This window comes from Mucilaginibacter sp. A3364 (genome assembly GCF_059690715.1).
Genome location: NZ_JCAWED010000001.1, coordinates 2,011,818 through 2,028,026, shown reverse-complemented (window position 1 = coordinate 2,028,026; position 16,209 = coordinate 2,011,818). Strand labels below are relative to the sequence as shown.

The window sequence follows — 16,209 nt, the reverse complement described above, 5'->3', positions numbered from 1 at the left end:
ACCAAATGTTTTGAACTTGTTACAAGCCTATTTACGGAAACGTTCCCGGGATGATGAGGTGTAGCGCATGCTACATAGGGTGTAGCGGTGTAGCGTGCTACGCATACGCCGCTACACTTGCGCCACCGCGCGCTTACATTGGTATGGCTATGTAATGGCAATATGGTGACCAATGCCTATTGCCTGACAGCGCAATTAATGTTACTTTTGCTCTTCACTTTTTAACAAAATGTCTGAAATTACCGAACATGTAAAATGCCTGATCATTGGGTCAGGTCCTGCGGGTTACACCGCTGCCATATATGCCTCACGCGCTGATTTGAAACCCGTATTGTACACCGGTATGTTAGCCGGCGGCCAGCTTACCCAAACCACCGACGTTGAGAATTTCCCCGGTTACCCGAAAGGCGTAATGGGCCCTGAGATGATGGAAGATTTTCGTCACCAGGCCGAGCGTTTGGGCACCGATATCCGTTTCGGTTACGTAAGTTCTGTTGATTTTTCAAGCCTGCCTCACAAGGTAGTGGTTGACGAAACCAAAACCATCCTGGCCGACACGGTGATCATCTCAACCGGCGCATCAGCAAAATGGTTAGGTTTAGAGAGCGAGCAAAAATATAGCGGTTTCGGCGTATCTGCCTGCGCGGTATGCGATGGCTTTTTCTTTAAAGGTCAAGACGTTGCCATAGTAGGAGCCGGTGACACCGCGGCTGAAGAAGCCACTTACCTGGCTAAACTTTGCCGTAAGGTTTACATGATCGTTCGCCGCGATGAGTTCCGTGCCTCAAAAGCCATGGTACACCGCGTGCTTAACACCCATAATATTGAAGTGCTTTACGAAACCGAAACCAAAGAAATTTTAGGCGATGGCCAAAGCGTTAACGCCGTAAAAGTTGTAAACAGAACCACCAACGAAGAGCGCGTGCTTGACGTAACCGGTTTCTTTGTGGCTATTGGTCATGAGCCTAACACCAAAATATTTGCAGATTGGTTAACTATGGACGAAACCGGTTATATCATTACCAAACCGGGTTCAACCCAAACCAATGTGGAAGGCGTATTTTGCTGCGGCGATGCGCAGGATCATATTTACCGCCAGGCAATTACCGCTGCCGGCACAGGCTGTATGGCCGCCATTGATGCCGAGCGTTACCTTGCTGCCAAAGAACATGTGGTAACTGCATAACATAACTTAAGCTTACAAAATATAGGCTGCCTTACCGGGCGGCCTTTTTTGTGCCATAATTTTTACAGTGGCGATGCGTTATTTTTTCATTATTCTTTTAACTTCACAATCTTTAAAACCGATTTAGTCTATACCGAGCGAGATCTATGTACAAAAAGGCCATCCTGATATTAATAGCTTCTTTTACTTTTTCTGTTACCACCACCAAAGCCCAGGATGCAGACCCCAATCTGGGAATTATCCCGGCGCCGGTATCGGTTAAAAAATCGGCAGGCACCTTTGTGTTAAGCCAGGAAACTGTGCTTTTAGCCGATACCCTGAATAACAAAGCCGTAGCCTTTTTAAACGATTACCTGCAAAACACCGCCATGCTTAAAGTGGCGCTAAAGCAAAACACCGGGCAAAGCCTGGCCAGCAGCATTGTAATTACTGGTGCCGGCAGCGAAGGTTTACCTGCCGAAGGTTATCGCCTGACTATTACGCCTGGTAAAATTACAATAGCCGCCAAAGGCTCTGGTGTGTTTTATGGGGTGCAGTCATTAATTCAAATGATGCCTTTGGAGCGGGCCGGTTCGGTGAAATTGCCTTGTGCGGAGATCGAGGATTACCCGCGTTTTGGTTACCGTGGTTTAATGCTGGATGTTTGCCGTCATTTCTTTTCGGTGCAATTTGTAAAGAAATATATCGACCTGATAGCACATTATAAACTGAATACCTTCCACTGGCACTTAACAGATGACCAGGGCTGGCGGATAGAGATCAAAAAATATCCAAAGCTTACCGAGATTGGCTCAAAGCGAGATGCCACCGTTCTGGGTAATTATCACGACCGCAAACCACAGCAATATGATGACACCCCGGTAGGTGGATTTTACACCCAGGAGGAGATCAAAGACGTTATTAAATACGCCGCCGACCGCTATGTAACTGTAGTGCCCGAAATTGAAATGCCGGGTCATGCCATGGCTGCGCTGGCTGCGTACCCGGAACTAGGCTGCGAACCTGGAAGCGGTTACAAAGTGCAGGGCACCTGGGGCGTGTTTGAAAATATTTTTTGCCCGAGAGAGGAAACCTTCACCTTCCTGGAAAACGTGTTGACTGAAGTTATCGCACTATTCCCGAGCAAATATATCCACATAGGTGGGGATGAGGCACCGAAAGAAGTTTGGAAAAAATCTCCTTTCTGCCAGCAACTGATCAAGAAGCTGAAACTGAAGGATGAGCATGGTTTGCAAAGCTATTTTATACAGCGTATCGAGAAATTTGTAAACGCCAAAGGTCGCAGTATTATAGGTTGGGATGAGATATTGGAAGGTGGTTTAGCGCCGAATGCAACAGTAATGAGTTGGAGAGGTGAGGAAGGTGGCATCGCGGCAGCAAAACAAAACCACGATGTAATTATGACGCCAGGCAACCAGGGTTTGTACCTTGACCACGCGCAAGGCAAATTAACAACCGAGCCGCTTACTATCGGTGGAAACTCAACTCCGCAAAAAATATACCGATATGATCCGGTTCCTGAAGAATTGCCGGAAGCCCAAAAGAAATTCATCAAAGGCGTACAGGCCAATTTATGGTGCGAGTATATAGCAACCGAAAACAAAGTGGAGTATATGTTGCTGCCGCGATTAATGGCGGTTGCCGAAATTGCATGGACTCCCTTAGCCAACAAAAACTACCAGGACTTTGCTGAAACCCGCATGCCGGCACACCTTGCATGGATAGAAAAAACGAATCGTTTCTTCCGCGTGCCGCAGGCTATCGGGGCTAAAGACACGGTTTACTTTGCTAACGAAATAAAAGTTGATCTGAAACCACCAGTAAAAGGTGCCAAGATATATTACACCATGGATGGTTATACGCCGCGCGAAACAGATATAGTATACGAATATCCTAAAATATACACCATACCGCCTGATCAATACCGCGAGTTGCAAACCATCGTAGTAACTCCAACCGGCAAGCGTAGTGTGGTTACCAAAACTGTGGTGTACAATAAGTCGATGCTACCGGCTGTAGATTATACGGTTAATAACCCGGGCTTGCGTTACCAATTATTCCCGGGCGAATATACTTCGGTTAATGATTTTAAACTTTCATCGTTAGGAGCCGATTCATTGATCATTAAAAGTTTCAATGTAACACCATTTAAAAAGCTGCCTTCGTTTGGTATTATTTACACGGGGTATATTCGTATTGATACGGATGGTGTTTATGGCTTTTCGACCACTTCGGATGACGGTTCGGTTTTATTGATAGATGATCAGCCGGTGGTTGATAATGATGGTAAGCATCCTTTGGTTGGCAAAAACGGTTCTGTTGCTTTGCAAAGAGGATTTCACCGCTTTACTTTAAAATATTTTAACACAGGTATTACGGGCAGTTTGCGCGTGTACATGACTATCCCGGGCAGGCCAATGGGCGAATTATCACCGGATATATTATTTAACTAACATGAAAACCAGGTTCTATTTTTTTGCTTTAGCTGCTTGTGCATTAGTTTACGGATGCGGAGGTAATGATAAGCCCGCCGTTAAAGCCGCGCAAACTCCAAAAGGAGAGACCTTAATGGCTCCGTTCAAATTTCATAAATTAATGGAGGTATCACCGGGCCAATACTATGACGTGGTAAGTTGGGGAAGGGGCGCAGGTAATGAAAGCTCTTATCTGATATTACATTCTGATTCGACAGGAAAGAAATACACTACAACAACCGGCGACCTGGACGGCGCGATATCCGATGTGTATAACTCGGATATGGATCTTGACGGCAATCCCGAACTTATTATACAAGCTAAAGGTACCGACAGCATAAACTTTACACATATTTATGCTTATGAGTTTAATGATAACAAAGCACGCGAATTGGATTTCCCGAAACTGGCATCTTCAAAGAAAAACTATCGTGGTAATGATAATTTCTATATTAAAGAAGGTAAGCTGATCCGCGAGTTTCCGTCGTATACATCTAACGATAAAACCGGTAAATTAACGGGCGGTAAGTATCGTTTTGAATATGGTTTGCAGGATAACAATTTTTCGATAACCACGCTGGAAAAAGATTCTACCCAGATGGATAAAGCTGAACCGGCACCGGTTGTTAAAAAAGAAACGTCGGAAAAGCCAAAAGCTAAAAAATCAACATCAAGCAAAAAGAAAAAAACTACCAGTACCAAAAAGAAACGCAGGCGCGGATAGCATCCCGCCACAACAATAATGAGCCAGAACAAATAACAACACAAAACCGGAATGCAATTTTTATATCCCGCCTTTTTATTTGCATTAGCAACACTGGCCATCCCGGTATTGGTTCACTTATTTAATTTTCGCAGATACCAAAAGGTATATTTCAGCAACGTACAGTTTTTAAAAGATATACAGGAACAGCAGTCGTCGCGCCGCAATTTAAAGGAGCGTTTGATATTGTTGGCGCGCTTGCTGGCACTTTTGTTTTTGGTGCTGGCCTTTGCACGGCCTTATATACCTGGTCAAAACACGGCTAATTTGGGCGCGCAGCGGACAGTGAGTGTATTTGTAGATAATTCTTACTCAATGCAGACCCTTAACCGCGAGGGGGCTTTATTAGATGAAGCTAAGCAACGGGCTAAAGAAATAGCCTCGGCATATAGCATGAACGATCGCTTTCAGTTGCTTACGCAGGATTTTGAGGGTAAGCACCAGCGTTTGTTGAGTAAGGAAGAATTTAATGACGCGGTGGATGCCGTGAAGATCAGTCCGCGCAGCCGTAGTCTGGCGCAGGTTATCAGTCGGCAGGAAAACCTGTTGAGTATGCAACCGGGGACTGACAGGTCGATATATATAGTTTCTGATTTTCAAAAAAACATCGCCCAGGGCAACCCAATAAAAACGGATACGGGTATCAACGTTAATCTTATCCAACTAAAAACAAATACACCGGCCAATGTGGCGGTTGATTCTGTATGGTTGCTAAGTGCTATCCATCGCCCCGGCGAACCGGAGAAACTGGTTGTTAAACTGCACAACTATTCCAGCCAGGCATCAACCAAAATACCTTTAAAACTATCGGTTAATGGTGAGCAAAAAGCTTTAGGCGGCTTTACTATTGATGCCAACGGCACACAAACGGATACGCTGACTTTCTCGGGCCAGACACCCGGCTGGCAGAATGGCGAAATAACGCTGCAGGATAACCCGGTAACTTTTGATAATAAGTTTTACTTCAGTTTTAATGTAAAACAGCAAATGCCGGTGCTGTTAATTGATGGCGGGATACCTAACAGTTTCCTGAAAGCTGTTTTTGGTGCTGATCAGTTTTTTGCGGCCAATAGGGTGCCCGATGGTAATGTTGATTACGCATCCTTATCCACCTATCCGCTTATTGTTGTAAGCGATGTTAAAGCTATCTCGCCGGGATTGGCTCAACAATTAAAAGTATACGTCACTAAAGGCGGCAACCTGGTAGTATTCCCTGCAACGGACGGCGATCTGCAAAGTTACCGTTCATTTCTGCAAGGACTAGGCGCGGCTTATCCGGAAAAGATAGTTGAAGAGAATACCAAAGTATCGGCACTAAACCTGCAGAACGCTGTATTTAAAAGCATTTTCGAAAGCTTCCCGCAAAATCCTGATCTGCCGGTAGTAAAAAAATATTTCCAGTTAAGCGCAAATTCAGGTAGCCGTAGCGAAAACCTAATGGCTCTGCAAAACGGTAAAAGCTTTTTATCGGTTTATAATACTGGCAAGGGTAGGGTATATTTATCGGCGGTCCCATTGGTTGAGGAAAATAGTAATTTCCCACGCCATGCCTTGTTTGTGCCTATCATGTTCAGGGTGGCTTTGTTAAGCGGATATGACCAGCCTTTGTTTTATACCATTGGGCATGATGATGTGATTGAGACAGCCCCGGTTCAAACATCCGAAAAACAATTGTTAAAACTGGCAAAAGGCAATCAAAGCATCATACCTGATGTAAGGCAACAGGAAGGAAGCACGCTGTTATACGTATCAGACCAATTGCAGGAAACCGGCTTGTACGATCTTAAAAAACAGGATAGCACCGTAGCGGTTATGGCTTTTAATGATAACCGCAGCGAATCGGACATGAGCTATTACACAGCTGCCGATATGGAAAAAATAGTACCCGGCGCAAGCAGTGTTATACAAACTACCAAAGTTTCGTTAAAAGATGTGGTGAATGAAACAAATTTCGGTGTGCAATTATGGAAACTTTGTATAATTTTGGCATTGATTTGTCTGGCTGCCGAAATACTGCTGATACGCTTCTTTAAAGCCGATAACACGGTGCTACTGCAAACCGACGGATCAAAACCAATCCACACATAAAGCAACGCTAATGAATTTACTCATTAAACACGCTACCATCGTTGATCCCAACTCTACATTTAACCAACAAATTGCTGATATTTTAATTAAAGACGGTGTAATTGCCGAGATAGCATCAAGCATTAATGCCGATGTTGAAGTGTTTGACGCGCAAGGTAAACACGTATCTCCCGGCTTTTTCGACCTGAATTGCAACATTGGCGAACTTGGTTTGGAAACTAAAGAAACTTTAGCAACCGGTACCCAAGCTGCCGCCGCGGGTGGTTTTACCGGCTTAGCACTAATGCCTAACACCCAACCGCCGGTACATTCTAAAACCGAAGTAGAATACCTGCGCAACCGCGCACAAGGAAACCTGGTTAGCATTTATCCTTTAGGAACCATCTCTTACAAACGCGAGGGCAAGGATCTTGCCGAAATGTATGACATGTACTTAAGCGGCGCTAAAGCTTTTACCGACGGTACTAAACCTGTACAGGATGCCGGTTTGATGGAACGAGCGATGCTGTACAGTAAAAACTTTGAAGCCCTGGTGTTTTCTTATCCTGAAGACACTGCCATTGCTGGAAAGGCTAAAGTTAATGAGGGTGAAGTAAGTACTTATTTAGGTATGAAAGGCATCCCGGCCCTGGCCGAGGAACTGATGATAGCCCGCGACCTGTACCTGGCCGAATATACCGGTTCAAAAATTCACTTCAGCACGGTGTCAACCGCGCGTTCGGTGGAGTTGATCCGCGAAGCGAAGAAAAAAGGATTACAGGTAAGCTGCGATGTGGCAGCGCACCATTTGGTGTTGACCGATGAAGCTTTACTGGGCTTTGACAGCCTTTATAAAGTAAAACCACCTTTGCGTATACAGGCGGATGTTGACGCGCTTATAGCGGGTTTAAATGATGGTACCATTGATGCCATTGTATCGCAACATACCCCGCACGAGATAGAGTTTAAAGCGGTGGAGTTTGAAGTGGCGGAATTTGGTATGATAGGTTTGCAAACGGCATTCTCACTGGCGGTTCAGGCCGGTTTAGCTATTGAACTGATCGTGCAGAAGCTGGCTGTTAATCCGCGCGCTATTTTAAATGTTGACGCGGCGGCGATAAAAGCTGGCGAGCAGGCTAATTTAGTGGTGCTTGACGCGAACGCGGATTGGGCCTACACTAACGATAATAACTATTCAGCATCAAACAACTCGCCGTTTATAGGCCAAACCTTAAAAGGTAAAGTGTTGTTAACCTGTAACAATAAACAAGTATTTAAATCGAATAACTAAAATGATCGATCCAAAAATCCAAGCCGCGCTTAAGGCTGCCTTGCAGGCATTTTCGACCTATAGCGATTTTAGCGCCAACAAGTTGCTGCCCGATTTTGAAAAGGTATTTGCACTTGATGCTCCCTTCCTGAAGAAAGCCGACGCTCTAGATGAAGTTTTCGACAATAACCCACGTATGGAGGTGCTGCGCGAAACCTTGTTTGATATGCTGATGATCAATTTTTTTAGCGCCGATGTAAAAAAGCTGGAAGAAGATTACCTTGATAGCCCCGAGTGGGAGCAAATTGAAGAAGATACGCTGGACAGAGGTACCGAACTGCTTAACCTGCTGCTATATCTTAACGAGTGCGAGGACGAGGACATTGAGCCCGAACTGGACGATTATTTAAAAGAGTTTTTGCTGGTTGATGAGGACGAGTTCCAGGACGAATACCGTATTTACGAACCGGTAATTGCCAACCAGATATTAATGGAAAGCCCCGTAGATGAGATAGCCAAAGTAGCTGCGAGCTTACCGGAAGATTCTGAACTGAAGGATCTGTTTTATCCAATGATGTGTTTCTTCCAAAACCCGGATGTAACGGATGATGAAAAGAACATGATAGCCGATAAGGCCGTAAACAAGGAATACGATATGGCTGTGTTGGCCATACTGCAATCGTTTATATAACCTTTAAATCAATTAACAATGGAAGAGAATTTAACGGCAAGGGCCCCTAAGCCAAATGCTACAAAAGTAGCTACCAAATGGGCGCTGATCTATACCGCGGCAGCTATAGTTGTAACTTACGCGTTAGAGTTTTTAGATGCCGACCCGGCGTCATCGCTTAAATATATTACGTTATTACCCTATTTTGGCTTCCTGTTTTTAGCGCAAAAGGAGTTTAGAGACGAACTAGGCGGATATATGACTTTTGGCCAGGGCTTTTCTACTGCTTTCAGATATTCGGTTTTTGCAGGGCTTTTGGTGGCTGTATTTACTTTTTTGTACTATAAATTTTTAAGTCCGGATCAGTACGATAAACTTTTGGAATTTATATCGGCAGAAATGGAAAAGGGAAATGCGCCACAATCGCAGATGGATAAGGCCATGTCATTTTATCATAGTTCATGGGGCGTGGTTACCATGGCATTTGGCGCCGCTATTTGGAGCGCGGTAGTAGGTACTGTTATAGGGCTTATAGGTGCTGCGATATTTAAGAAAGAAAGATCGCCGTATGATATCATTAACGAAGCGGAAGATCCAACTGTTCAAGGATAGAAAATATTCAAACCAATTATAGCAAAGGGGCCGTATTAGCGGCCCCTTTGTTGTTTAGCTTCTATGTCAATCATCTAATTTTACTTTGCGCTTAATATTAGTCGCTATCCTTAATTACTAAACTCCTACTTTTGCTTCATGATCAACTATTTCGATTTTTACGCCATACCCGAATCATTTGCTCCCGATGCTGCTGCGTTGAAGAAGAAATTTTACGAGTTAAGCAAGCAATATCACCCGGATTTTTATGCCAACGAGGATGAGGCTAAACAACAGGAAATACTCGAATTATCTACGCTAAATAATAAGGCCTATCAAACATTATCCGACGCCAATAAGCGCCTGGAATATGTTTTACGCCTGCATAATTTGGTATCTGATGGCGCAAAACCGCAATTGCCTGCAGATTTTTTAATGGAGATGATGGACATTAACGAACGCCTGATGGAAATTGACGACGCTGATGATCTGGCTAATATTACCAACGAAGTGCTTGCAATAGAGGGGGATATAAACGAAGAGCTGGCGCAGTTGACCGCCGATTACGAACAAATTAACGATACAGCCAAAGAAAGTCGCCTCAACGAAATTGCAAATATTTACTTTAGGCAAAAATATCTGTTGCGAATTAAAGAGAGTTTAGATACATTTGCATCCCGCTTCTGAGGGTTGAAAGACATTTTCAGACAAGCATGCCCAGCTGGCGGAATTGGTAGACGCGCTGGTCTCAAACACCTGTGGGAAACCGTGCCGGTTCGACTCCGGCGCTGGGTACAAAGCCTCTCGAGAAATCGGGGGGCTTTGTTGTTTATAGGGGTTCGAGTCCCTTCTTCCGCACATAAATAACAAAGCCCCGATGTGTATCGAGGCTTTATTGGTTTATGATGTTTTATTTATCCCAACTTTTGCCGCAACCACTTCCTAACCGGCTCATCATACAACTTCAACACGGCGTAAGCTAAAACAATGGCGCCTACAAAAATCGCTAAGGCATAAGGCCAGGCTTGTGTAAGCGTCATGCCCTTGTTATTGCTTATCCAGGCTACGTAAAAATAAACGATGGCATAATGTACCAGGTAAAGCGGGTAGGATATATCGCCTAAAAATTTGCAAACTTTGCTTTCTGTCCGGGTTTGTACCAAACCACTTGCGCCTATGTATACTATTAACGGGAAAACAATAATCATACAAACAGCGTCGTAAATGCCATTCATCCAAAGATGTTCGGCACCGCCTATACGCGGCATATACAGCACTATAGCTAACAGCAGGCTGCACCATAAAAAGGCATGCTTAATTTGTGTCGGCTTGGCCACCCGCGAAAGCAATAAACCACCAAAGAAGGGGAACATAACACGCGTTAGGCCAATACGCACTTGCGGCACATTCAGCGTCCAACCACCGCTAACGTCACCATTGGTTATGGCCAGGTGTGCTAGCGCGATGGCAGAAATGATCACAAGTACGGTTAATGCTGTTTTAGAAAACTTCCTGATCCATACCGCGTAAAGGATATTGGCAATGTATTCAAAAAATAACGACCAGCCCACGCTGTTCAACGGGTGCATCTCTTCCCAACCACGTATATCAAGTGATAATGGTACCGGCAGTATGGTATAACCCACCAACATCACCAGCAACATTTTCCAAACCGGTACAGTATGTATAAGTGGCCATAGGGTAGAATCTGTAAAGTAAAACCCGATAGCACCCAGCGTCATCCCCAAAACCACCATAGGTTGAAGGCGTATGATTCGGCGTTTAAAAAAACTGCCAACACTCATTTTGTTCCAACGATCGTCATAAGCATAGCCCATCACGAAACCAGACAGCAGGAAGAAAAAATCCACCGCCAGATAGCCGTGGTTAACAAATTTATCGATGTTACCGGTCGAAAATGGTTCTGCCAGGTGAAACGTTACCACGATGAGCGCTGCTACACCGCGAAGGCCGTCTAAAATAGGATAGTGTGGCTTAGTGGCCAGTTGATTGTTAGTCATTAATACATTGATTATATCAAACAGGAATTAAAATCAACGCAAAATAGGATATAAACCGAATGCTATGGCAAGGTCTCGGCATTTTTACATGATAATTCCGGCAAAGTATTGCTGCCTATTACACTTTATGGTTGTCAATTAACTCGCCAACGTGTTTGCGGATATTGGTGCATATTCTATCAACGGGCAAATCATTGGCATCGTAGCCAAACGGGTTTTCTATTTCTTCGGCAATCAGCTCTAAACTGGCCAGTACAAATAATACAAAGGCAACCAAAGGCACAACCAGGTAACCCAGGCTAAACGACCAGCCAAAAGGCAGCGTCATCACAAAAAAGAATATGAATTTTTTGATAAACACGCTATATGAAAAGGGGATAGGCGTAGTTTTTATACGTTCGCAGCCTCCGCATATGTCGGTCAAGGCTGATAGATCGGCACCGATCAATAACAACTCTTCGCGGGCAATTACACCGTTGCGATGAAGACGGTAAATCTGTGCAGTCATTGCAGCGGCTACCTGGTTCGGTACATGTTGTTCATGATCTACGGTCAATTGTGAACTCTCTTGGGGCAGGTATTGTTCGTCTCGTAGGTGGTTGCGAAGCGCATCGGCATACATTGGGATGGCTTCTGCAAAAAATTGGCGGTCTGTATCAGGCAACGTTATCGCCATTAATTTGATGGCTAAATTACGACTGGTGTTTGTTAACGAACCCAACAAGCGCCGGCCTTCCCACCACCTGTCATAAGCCGTGTTGGTACGAAACACCAACAGCGTGGATATTACGAACGTTAGTAAAGCATGTACCAGGTTTATGTTGCGTATATGGCTGTTTTCTCCCAATTTAAAAACCGACGTTTCCAAGTATACTATTAATGCCGAATAGGCCGCAATGCCCAGCATCAACGGCGCAAGTTTGCGAAAGGTATCGGCTTTGTGTACGCGGAAAATGAACGTAAACCAGCTTTTGGGATTATAGTCTATCATAGGCTACAAAGGTCGTAAAAGCGGTTTATTGCGCAAGTTTTTTTTACTGTCGCGATCAGTTTTTAATGAATTTTTGTTGCGTTGGTACCGGCCCGTCCAGCGGATAGCTGATATAGTCGATGGTTAGTACGTTGGCGTCTATTTTGATCGTTGCCTTGTCAAATATTTTATAGTTTATAGCGGCAACTATCGGTGCCTTGTTTCCGTCCTGGGAAGTGACTGTATAAGCGACAACACTTAGTTTGTTGTCTTCAATATGGTAAGTACCTTTAAGCGTGTTAGCGCTGTTAGGCGTGCTCAAATAAAGATTATGAATGGTAAGCGAATCATCGGCGCCAAAAAAAACAGTTTGTTGATATCTTGAATCTTGTGGTGTAGATGTCCAACTGCCTAACAGTTGTCCTTTTAAAGGAGAGCCGAACATGACATCTTTTTTACAGGCAGAAAAAGATAATGTAAACAAAAAAGATAATGAAAGCAGGTAGATAGTAGATCTTAAATTCATACGTGACGTTTTTCAAGAATACGCACATTGAAACCCTACTGCTACAGGTAATTAATTTGTTTACGTAATGTTAATATTTGCTTAAAGCGACAGGATTAGTATTTCAAACAAACGATCTTTCCATCCATGGTAGTAGCTATTAATTGTTTGTTGTAAAAGCTAAGCGGATTGACCAAGGAGTTTGATACCTTGTGCATCCAAACCAGTGAGCCGTCTTTACGGCTAAAAGCGTATATCATTCCAGAATTACTACATCCAAATACCAAACCCTTATATTCAGAAACCATTGTCGGTGATATTTCATAGCCCATATTGCGGCTGCTTTTCCATTGCACATCCATAGTGTTAGCTTCTGCCGAAAACCCCACCACGTCGCCACCCATTGTTTTTGCGTAGATCAGTTTACCATCAGCAGATATCCCCATGGATTCGCGCACTTTGATGGCCGGATCTTTTTTACGCCATATCAGCTCGCCGGTTAAGGCATTTAAGCAGGTCATGTAATTATCAGGCGCCACTATAAATAAACGGTTGTTGCTGATAACCGGCACGCAAGCCGCCGGCGAAAACATGCGATTGGTGTTGCCGTCATTCCAATTCCAAACCAAGGTGCCGGTGGCTTGATCTAAAGCATAAAAATTATTACCCCAGCCACCAAAATAAACCTTACCATCATGCAATAAAGGCCGTGTTACCACAAAGCCTTTTACGCCGACAAAATCCCATAACTGTTTACCTGTCGAGAGTTCATAGCATCGGAAATGCCCATCAGATCCACCAAAAAATACCCGGTTTTTATTTACAACGGGCGAGGCAACGATGGGTTTATCTGCAGCCGCTTTCCACAATACTTTGCCATCAGTTTTGCTAAGGCAGTAAAGGTTTTTATCGGTACTTGCTACCAGTATGTATTTACCCTCAGCGCAAGGCGTGCTGTAAATTTTGCCGTTGGTTTTAGTGCCCCACAGCTTAGCACCGGTTTTGATGTTGTAAGCGTTTATCCAGCCTGCCGTGTTGCTTGTTATCACCATATTGCCTGCTATGGCCGTGCCCGCGCCAACATCGCTGTCATCCTGTATGCTCCAAACAGTTTTAACGTTGTTGAAGCGATCGTTAACCGCATAAGCAGGTCGGCGATATTTGCCGGCATCGTTAAAAGAATGCGTGTAGAGGCGTGTTTTTGTCCAGGTGGGCAAGGTTTGCTCGCCGGGGCGACGCTCGTTATAGAAAACAGAATCCCTATCGATAGTGACAATGTTATATCCGCCGATAGCTTGTTTGGCTCTCAGATTTGAACGCCCCATAACGCCTGGAATACCCTCAAAATCATGAAAAGAATTATTATGTCCGTGCCCGCAAATAATTAGCTGGGTGTTGTGTGTTTTAAGGCGATCAATAACCTCGTACCAATTATTCAAAGCCGAATCAATAGGGTAGTGGTTGGCAAATATGATGGGCATATCCGTTGGTGTAGCAGCCAATACCGAATCCAGCCAAACCAAATTCTCGCGTGGTACTTGCCCGGGGCTCATGCGCATATTGGGCCCACAGTTAGTACCTAAAAACAAAAAACCATTTTTTTTGAATGCGAAGGTCTCGGCACCAAAAACAGTTTTAAAGGTATTACCACCACTTTCCGACCAGTTGGTATCATGATTGCCAGGGATTATATACAAGGGCTTGTTCAGGCTATCTAACATGGCTTTGGCTGTACGTTCCTCATGGTCGGCACCAAATTCCGTGATGTCGCCGGTTAGTATTACAAACTGTAATTCGGGATTAGCATTAATGTCGGCAATGGTACGGCGCAGGTCCTCTTCAGAAGTTCCGCTGCCGATGTGTATATCAGACACGTGGGCAAACTTCCACGCTATGTTTTGCGCTTGCGCGTTAATAAAAATTGCCAACAGCAAAATAACTAAGCCAATCGTTTTTTTCATAAGGCGATGATCGTATTACCGACTAAATTAAGGTTTTTACACCTTGCATCAATTTTATTGAATTGTTAAGCGCCGATTTGTTAGCGGGTATTAGGCTATTTATTTAAATTCGTACCGTACCTACGTAATTTAATACCAATCAAAATTAAACCGGTGAATAAAATACTCAGCTCATTTATATTATTAGCAGCATTTGTTGTTGCCGGGCCATCGGCTCAAAGCCAACAAGCACCGGCTGATATTAATTTTGTACGCCAGGGCGTTAAACGCATGGTGTTTGATCAGGATCAATATATTCCTTTGGCTCAACTTGATCCGTCTAAAGTTGTGGGTATGCCTGTGATGTATCCCGCCAGGCATTATTATAAAGAACAAGCGGCAGTTGGTGTAAAAAACAACACGCTCATCATACAATCAAACGCCGAAACGCAAACAGCTATTTGGTTTGGTGGGTTTAATCCTTTTGCTACTTATACTATTGATTTAGGCGCTATATCTGGCGACGGTCAATTGGGCTTCGAATTTTCGGATGCAGGGCAGAAGGAGCAGTTTTTTGTTACCGCCGGTTTTAAAAACAATACGCTGGCAGGCGCCAGGCTTAAAATTGTTAAGGACGCGGTTACACTAACTGATACCTCGATATTGGTTAACGCGCAACAGCCCGCCAACTTAAAAGGTAAACTCATGCTACAAATGCTGGGCAGCGGACTGGTGTTGTATATTCAGGATGGCGAGTTGCCTAAAGTTATTGGTCAAAGTGATTTCAGTAACTATTTAGATCTGCGAAGCAAAGAAAGAATCAATTCCTTCCAATCCAATTTGTTTGTTAAAATCAAGGATGGACAGGTTGATATTAACAGGGCAGATGCTGCTTTAACTACCGGTAACGGCCTGGCGGATATCCGCGCCATTACTTACGAGAATGGCGAACCCATGCTGGATAAAGGCCGTTTATGGTATACTATGTCCATCCGCGGGCGGGCATTGCCGCACCATATGCAAGGTGTGTTTAGTATGAACCCAACGGTGTTTGATGTGAAGCTGGAAGGTATTATCCTGTTTGATCGTAATGATGGCTTGCTGCGTAATGAGGTAGCTTCGCATATATATTATGATCGTAAAAACGAAATATGGCGTGGCATCACTACTGGTTTTAGCGCTTACGCCAATATCAAAAACGAAAAGAAACAACTCCTGGCCATCGAAAGTAAACGCGATCCACGCTTCGGCTTTTCCGTCATGAGCGCCAAACCGTTTGGTGTTGTTGGTGATATTGAGGATCCGCACATTTTGTATGACGCAACCGCTAAAAAATGGCGCATATTAACCTGCGAGAACCAAGGCGGATACAAAGCCATCATTATGGAATCAAACACCTGGAACAGCGGGTATAAAAAAATCGCCGGTCCGGTGGCGCATAACTCAACCGGTACATCTATACAGCGTATTGATGGTAAGTTGTATTGTTTCTCAGGTAGTTCAGAAAATAAGATATTTATTTACACTTATCCTGATTTAAAGGAAGCTGGTACGCTTAAAATGGACTTGCCGCCATGGAACGCTACCTCAGGCTCGCGCGTATGGCCTAATGTGGTGCAGCTGCCAGAAGGTCATCCTTTTAAATATGTAGCGCTAATGATGGACAGGTTTAACTATCCCGGCCTGGCAGGCCCTAACTGGACCTATGGCGCGCTTTACCTTTATCACGGAAACTAGTTTACACACGATATT

General features: G+C 44.2%; 13 protein-coding genes and 1 tRNA gene. 10 read left to right on the top strand and 4 right to left on the bottom strand.

The window, feature by feature from the left end:
- Positions 1 to 229 precede the first annotated feature (229 nt).
- From trxB to AC59JT_RS09050, 9 genes are all read left to right on the top strand, one after another.
- Entirely contained in the window at positions 230 to 1,186 is a 957-nt protein-coding gene (gene trxB / locus AC59JT_RS09090; protein ID WP_497397968.1) for a thioredoxin-disulfide reductase, read from the top strand.
- 146 nt (positions 1,187 to 1,332) lie between these two features.
- Complete coding sequence (locus AC59JT_RS09085; RefSeq protein WP_497397966.1) at positions 1,333 to 3,639, top strand: family 20 glycosylhydrolase; 2,307 nt, start codon at positions 1,333 to 1,335, stop codon at positions 3,637 to 3,639.
- A 1-nt stretch (position 3,640) separates the two neighbouring features.
- On the top strand, positions 3,641 to 4,384 hold the full coding sequence (locus AC59JT_RS09080; RefSeq protein WP_497397964.1) for a hypothetical protein: 744 nt from the start codon (positions 3,641 to 3,643) through the stop codon (positions 4,382 to 4,384).
- Positions 4,385 to 4,435: 51 nt separating this feature from the next.
- Positions 4,436 to 6,511: a BatA domain-containing protein gene (locus AC59JT_RS09075; protein WP_497397962.1), complete on the top strand. Its 2,076-nt coding sequence runs from the start codon at positions 4,436 to 4,438 to the stop codon at positions 6,509 to 6,511.
- A 10-nt stretch (positions 6,512 to 6,521) separates the two neighbouring features.
- Entirely contained in the window at positions 6,522 to 7,781 is a 1,260-nt protein-coding gene (locus tag AC59JT_RS09070; protein WP_497397960.1) for a dihydroorotase, read from the top strand.
- A 4-nt stretch (positions 7,782 to 7,785) separates the two neighbouring features.
- Positions 7,786 to 8,451, top strand: a complete 666-nt coding sequence (locus tag AC59JT_RS09065; RefSeq protein ID WP_497399353.1) for a hypothetical protein — start codon at positions 7,786 to 7,788, stop codon at positions 8,449 to 8,451.
- Between the two features lie 18 nt (positions 8,452 to 8,469).
- Positions 8,470 to 9,042, top strand: a complete 573-nt coding sequence (locus AC59JT_RS09060) for a DUF4199 domain-containing protein (protein WP_497397958.1) — start codon at positions 8,470 to 8,472, stop codon at positions 9,040 to 9,042.
- Positions 9,043 to 9,180: 138 nt separating this feature from the next.
- Entirely contained in the window at positions 9,181 to 9,708 is a 528-nt protein-coding gene (gene hscB / locus AC59JT_RS09055; protein ID WP_497397956.1) for a Fe-S protein assembly co-chaperone HscB, read from the top strand.
- A 28-nt stretch (positions 9,709 to 9,736) separates the two neighbouring features.
- Positions 9,737 to 9,816: transfer RNA gene (locus AC59JT_RS09050), tRNA-Leu, on the top strand.
- A gap of 119 nt (positions 9,817 to 9,935) precedes the next feature.
- Here the strand turns inward: AC59JT_RS09050 and AC59JT_RS09045 are convergent.
- The 4 genes from AC59JT_RS09045 to AC59JT_RS09030 form a co-directional block, all read right to left on the bottom strand.
- Complete coding sequence (locus AC59JT_RS09045; RefSeq protein WP_497397954.1) at positions 9,936 to 11,042, bottom strand: acyltransferase family protein; 1,107 nt, start codon at positions 11,040 to 11,042, stop codon at positions 9,936 to 9,938.
- 118 nt (positions 11,043 to 11,160) lie between these two features.
- On the bottom strand, positions 11,161 to 12,033 hold the full coding sequence (locus AC59JT_RS09040) for a bestrophin family protein (protein WP_497397952.1): 873 nt from the start codon (positions 12,031 to 12,033) through the stop codon (positions 11,161 to 11,163).
- Between the two features lie 55 nt (positions 12,034 to 12,088).
- Positions 12,089 to 12,538: a hypothetical protein gene (locus AC59JT_RS09035; protein WP_497397950.1), complete on the bottom strand. Its 450-nt coding sequence runs from the start codon at positions 12,536 to 12,538 to the stop codon at positions 12,089 to 12,091.
- 95 nt (positions 12,539 to 12,633) lie between these two features.
- Positions 12,634 to 14,478, bottom strand: coding sequence for an outer membrane protein assembly factor BamB family protein (locus AC59JT_RS09030; protein ID WP_497397948.1), 1,845 nt, complete (start codon positions 14,476 to 14,478; stop codon positions 12,634 to 12,636).
- 153 nt (positions 14,479 to 14,631) lie between these two features.
- Here AC59JT_RS09030 and AC59JT_RS09025 point away from each other — a divergent pair, with 153 nt between their 5' ends.
- Positions 14,632 to 16,194 (top strand): hypothetical protein, encoded by a 1,563-nt coding sequence (locus tag AC59JT_RS09025; protein ID WP_497397946.1) that lies wholly within the window; start codon positions 14,632 to 14,634, stop codon positions 16,192 to 16,194.
- Positions 16,195 to 16,209 lie beyond the last annotated feature (15 nt).

Excerpts from the sequence above, each read along its gene's own strand:
- trxB (WP_497397968.1), top strand. The coding sequence starts at position 230 with ATGTCTGAAATTACCGAACATGTAAAATGCCTGATCATTGGGTCAGGT.
- AC59JT_RS09035 (WP_497397950.1), bottom strand. The coding sequence starts at position 12,538 with ATGAATTTAAGATCTACTATCTACCTGCTTTCATTATCTTTTTTGTTT.
- AC59JT_RS09075 (WP_497397962.1), top strand. The coding sequence starts at position 4,436 with ATGCAATTTTTATATCCCGCCTTTTTATTTGCATTAGCAACACTGGCC.
- AC59JT_RS09080 (WP_497397964.1), top strand. The coding sequence starts at position 3,641 with ATGAAAACCAGGTTCTATTTTTTTGCTTTAGCTGCTTGTGCATTAGTT.
- AC59JT_RS09030 (WP_497397948.1), bottom strand. The coding sequence starts at position 14,478 with ATGAAAAAAACGATTGGCTTAGTTATTTTGCTGTTGGCAATTTTTATT.
- AC59JT_RS09070 (WP_497397960.1), top strand. The coding sequence starts at position 6,522 with ATGAATTTACTCATTAAACACGCTACCATCGTTGATCCCAACTCTACA.
- AC59JT_RS09045 (WP_497397954.1), bottom strand. The coding sequence starts at position 11,042 with ATGACTAACAATCAACTGGCCACTAAGCCACACTATCCTATTTTAGAC.
- AC59JT_RS09085 (WP_497397966.1), top strand. The coding sequence starts at position 1,333 with ATGTACAAAAAGGCCATCCTGATATTAATAGCTTCTTTTACTTTTTCT.
- AC59JT_RS09040 (WP_497397952.1), bottom strand. The coding sequence starts at position 12,033 with ATGATAGACTATAATCCCAAAAGCTGGTTTACGTTCATTTTCCGCGTA.
- AC59JT_RS09060 (WP_497397958.1), top strand. The coding sequence starts at position 8,470 with ATGGAAGAGAATTTAACGGCAAGGGCCCCTAAGCCAAATGCTACAAAA.
- hscB (WP_497397956.1), top strand. The coding sequence starts at position 9,181 with ATGATCAACTATTTCGATTTTTACGCCATACCCGAATCATTTGCTCCC.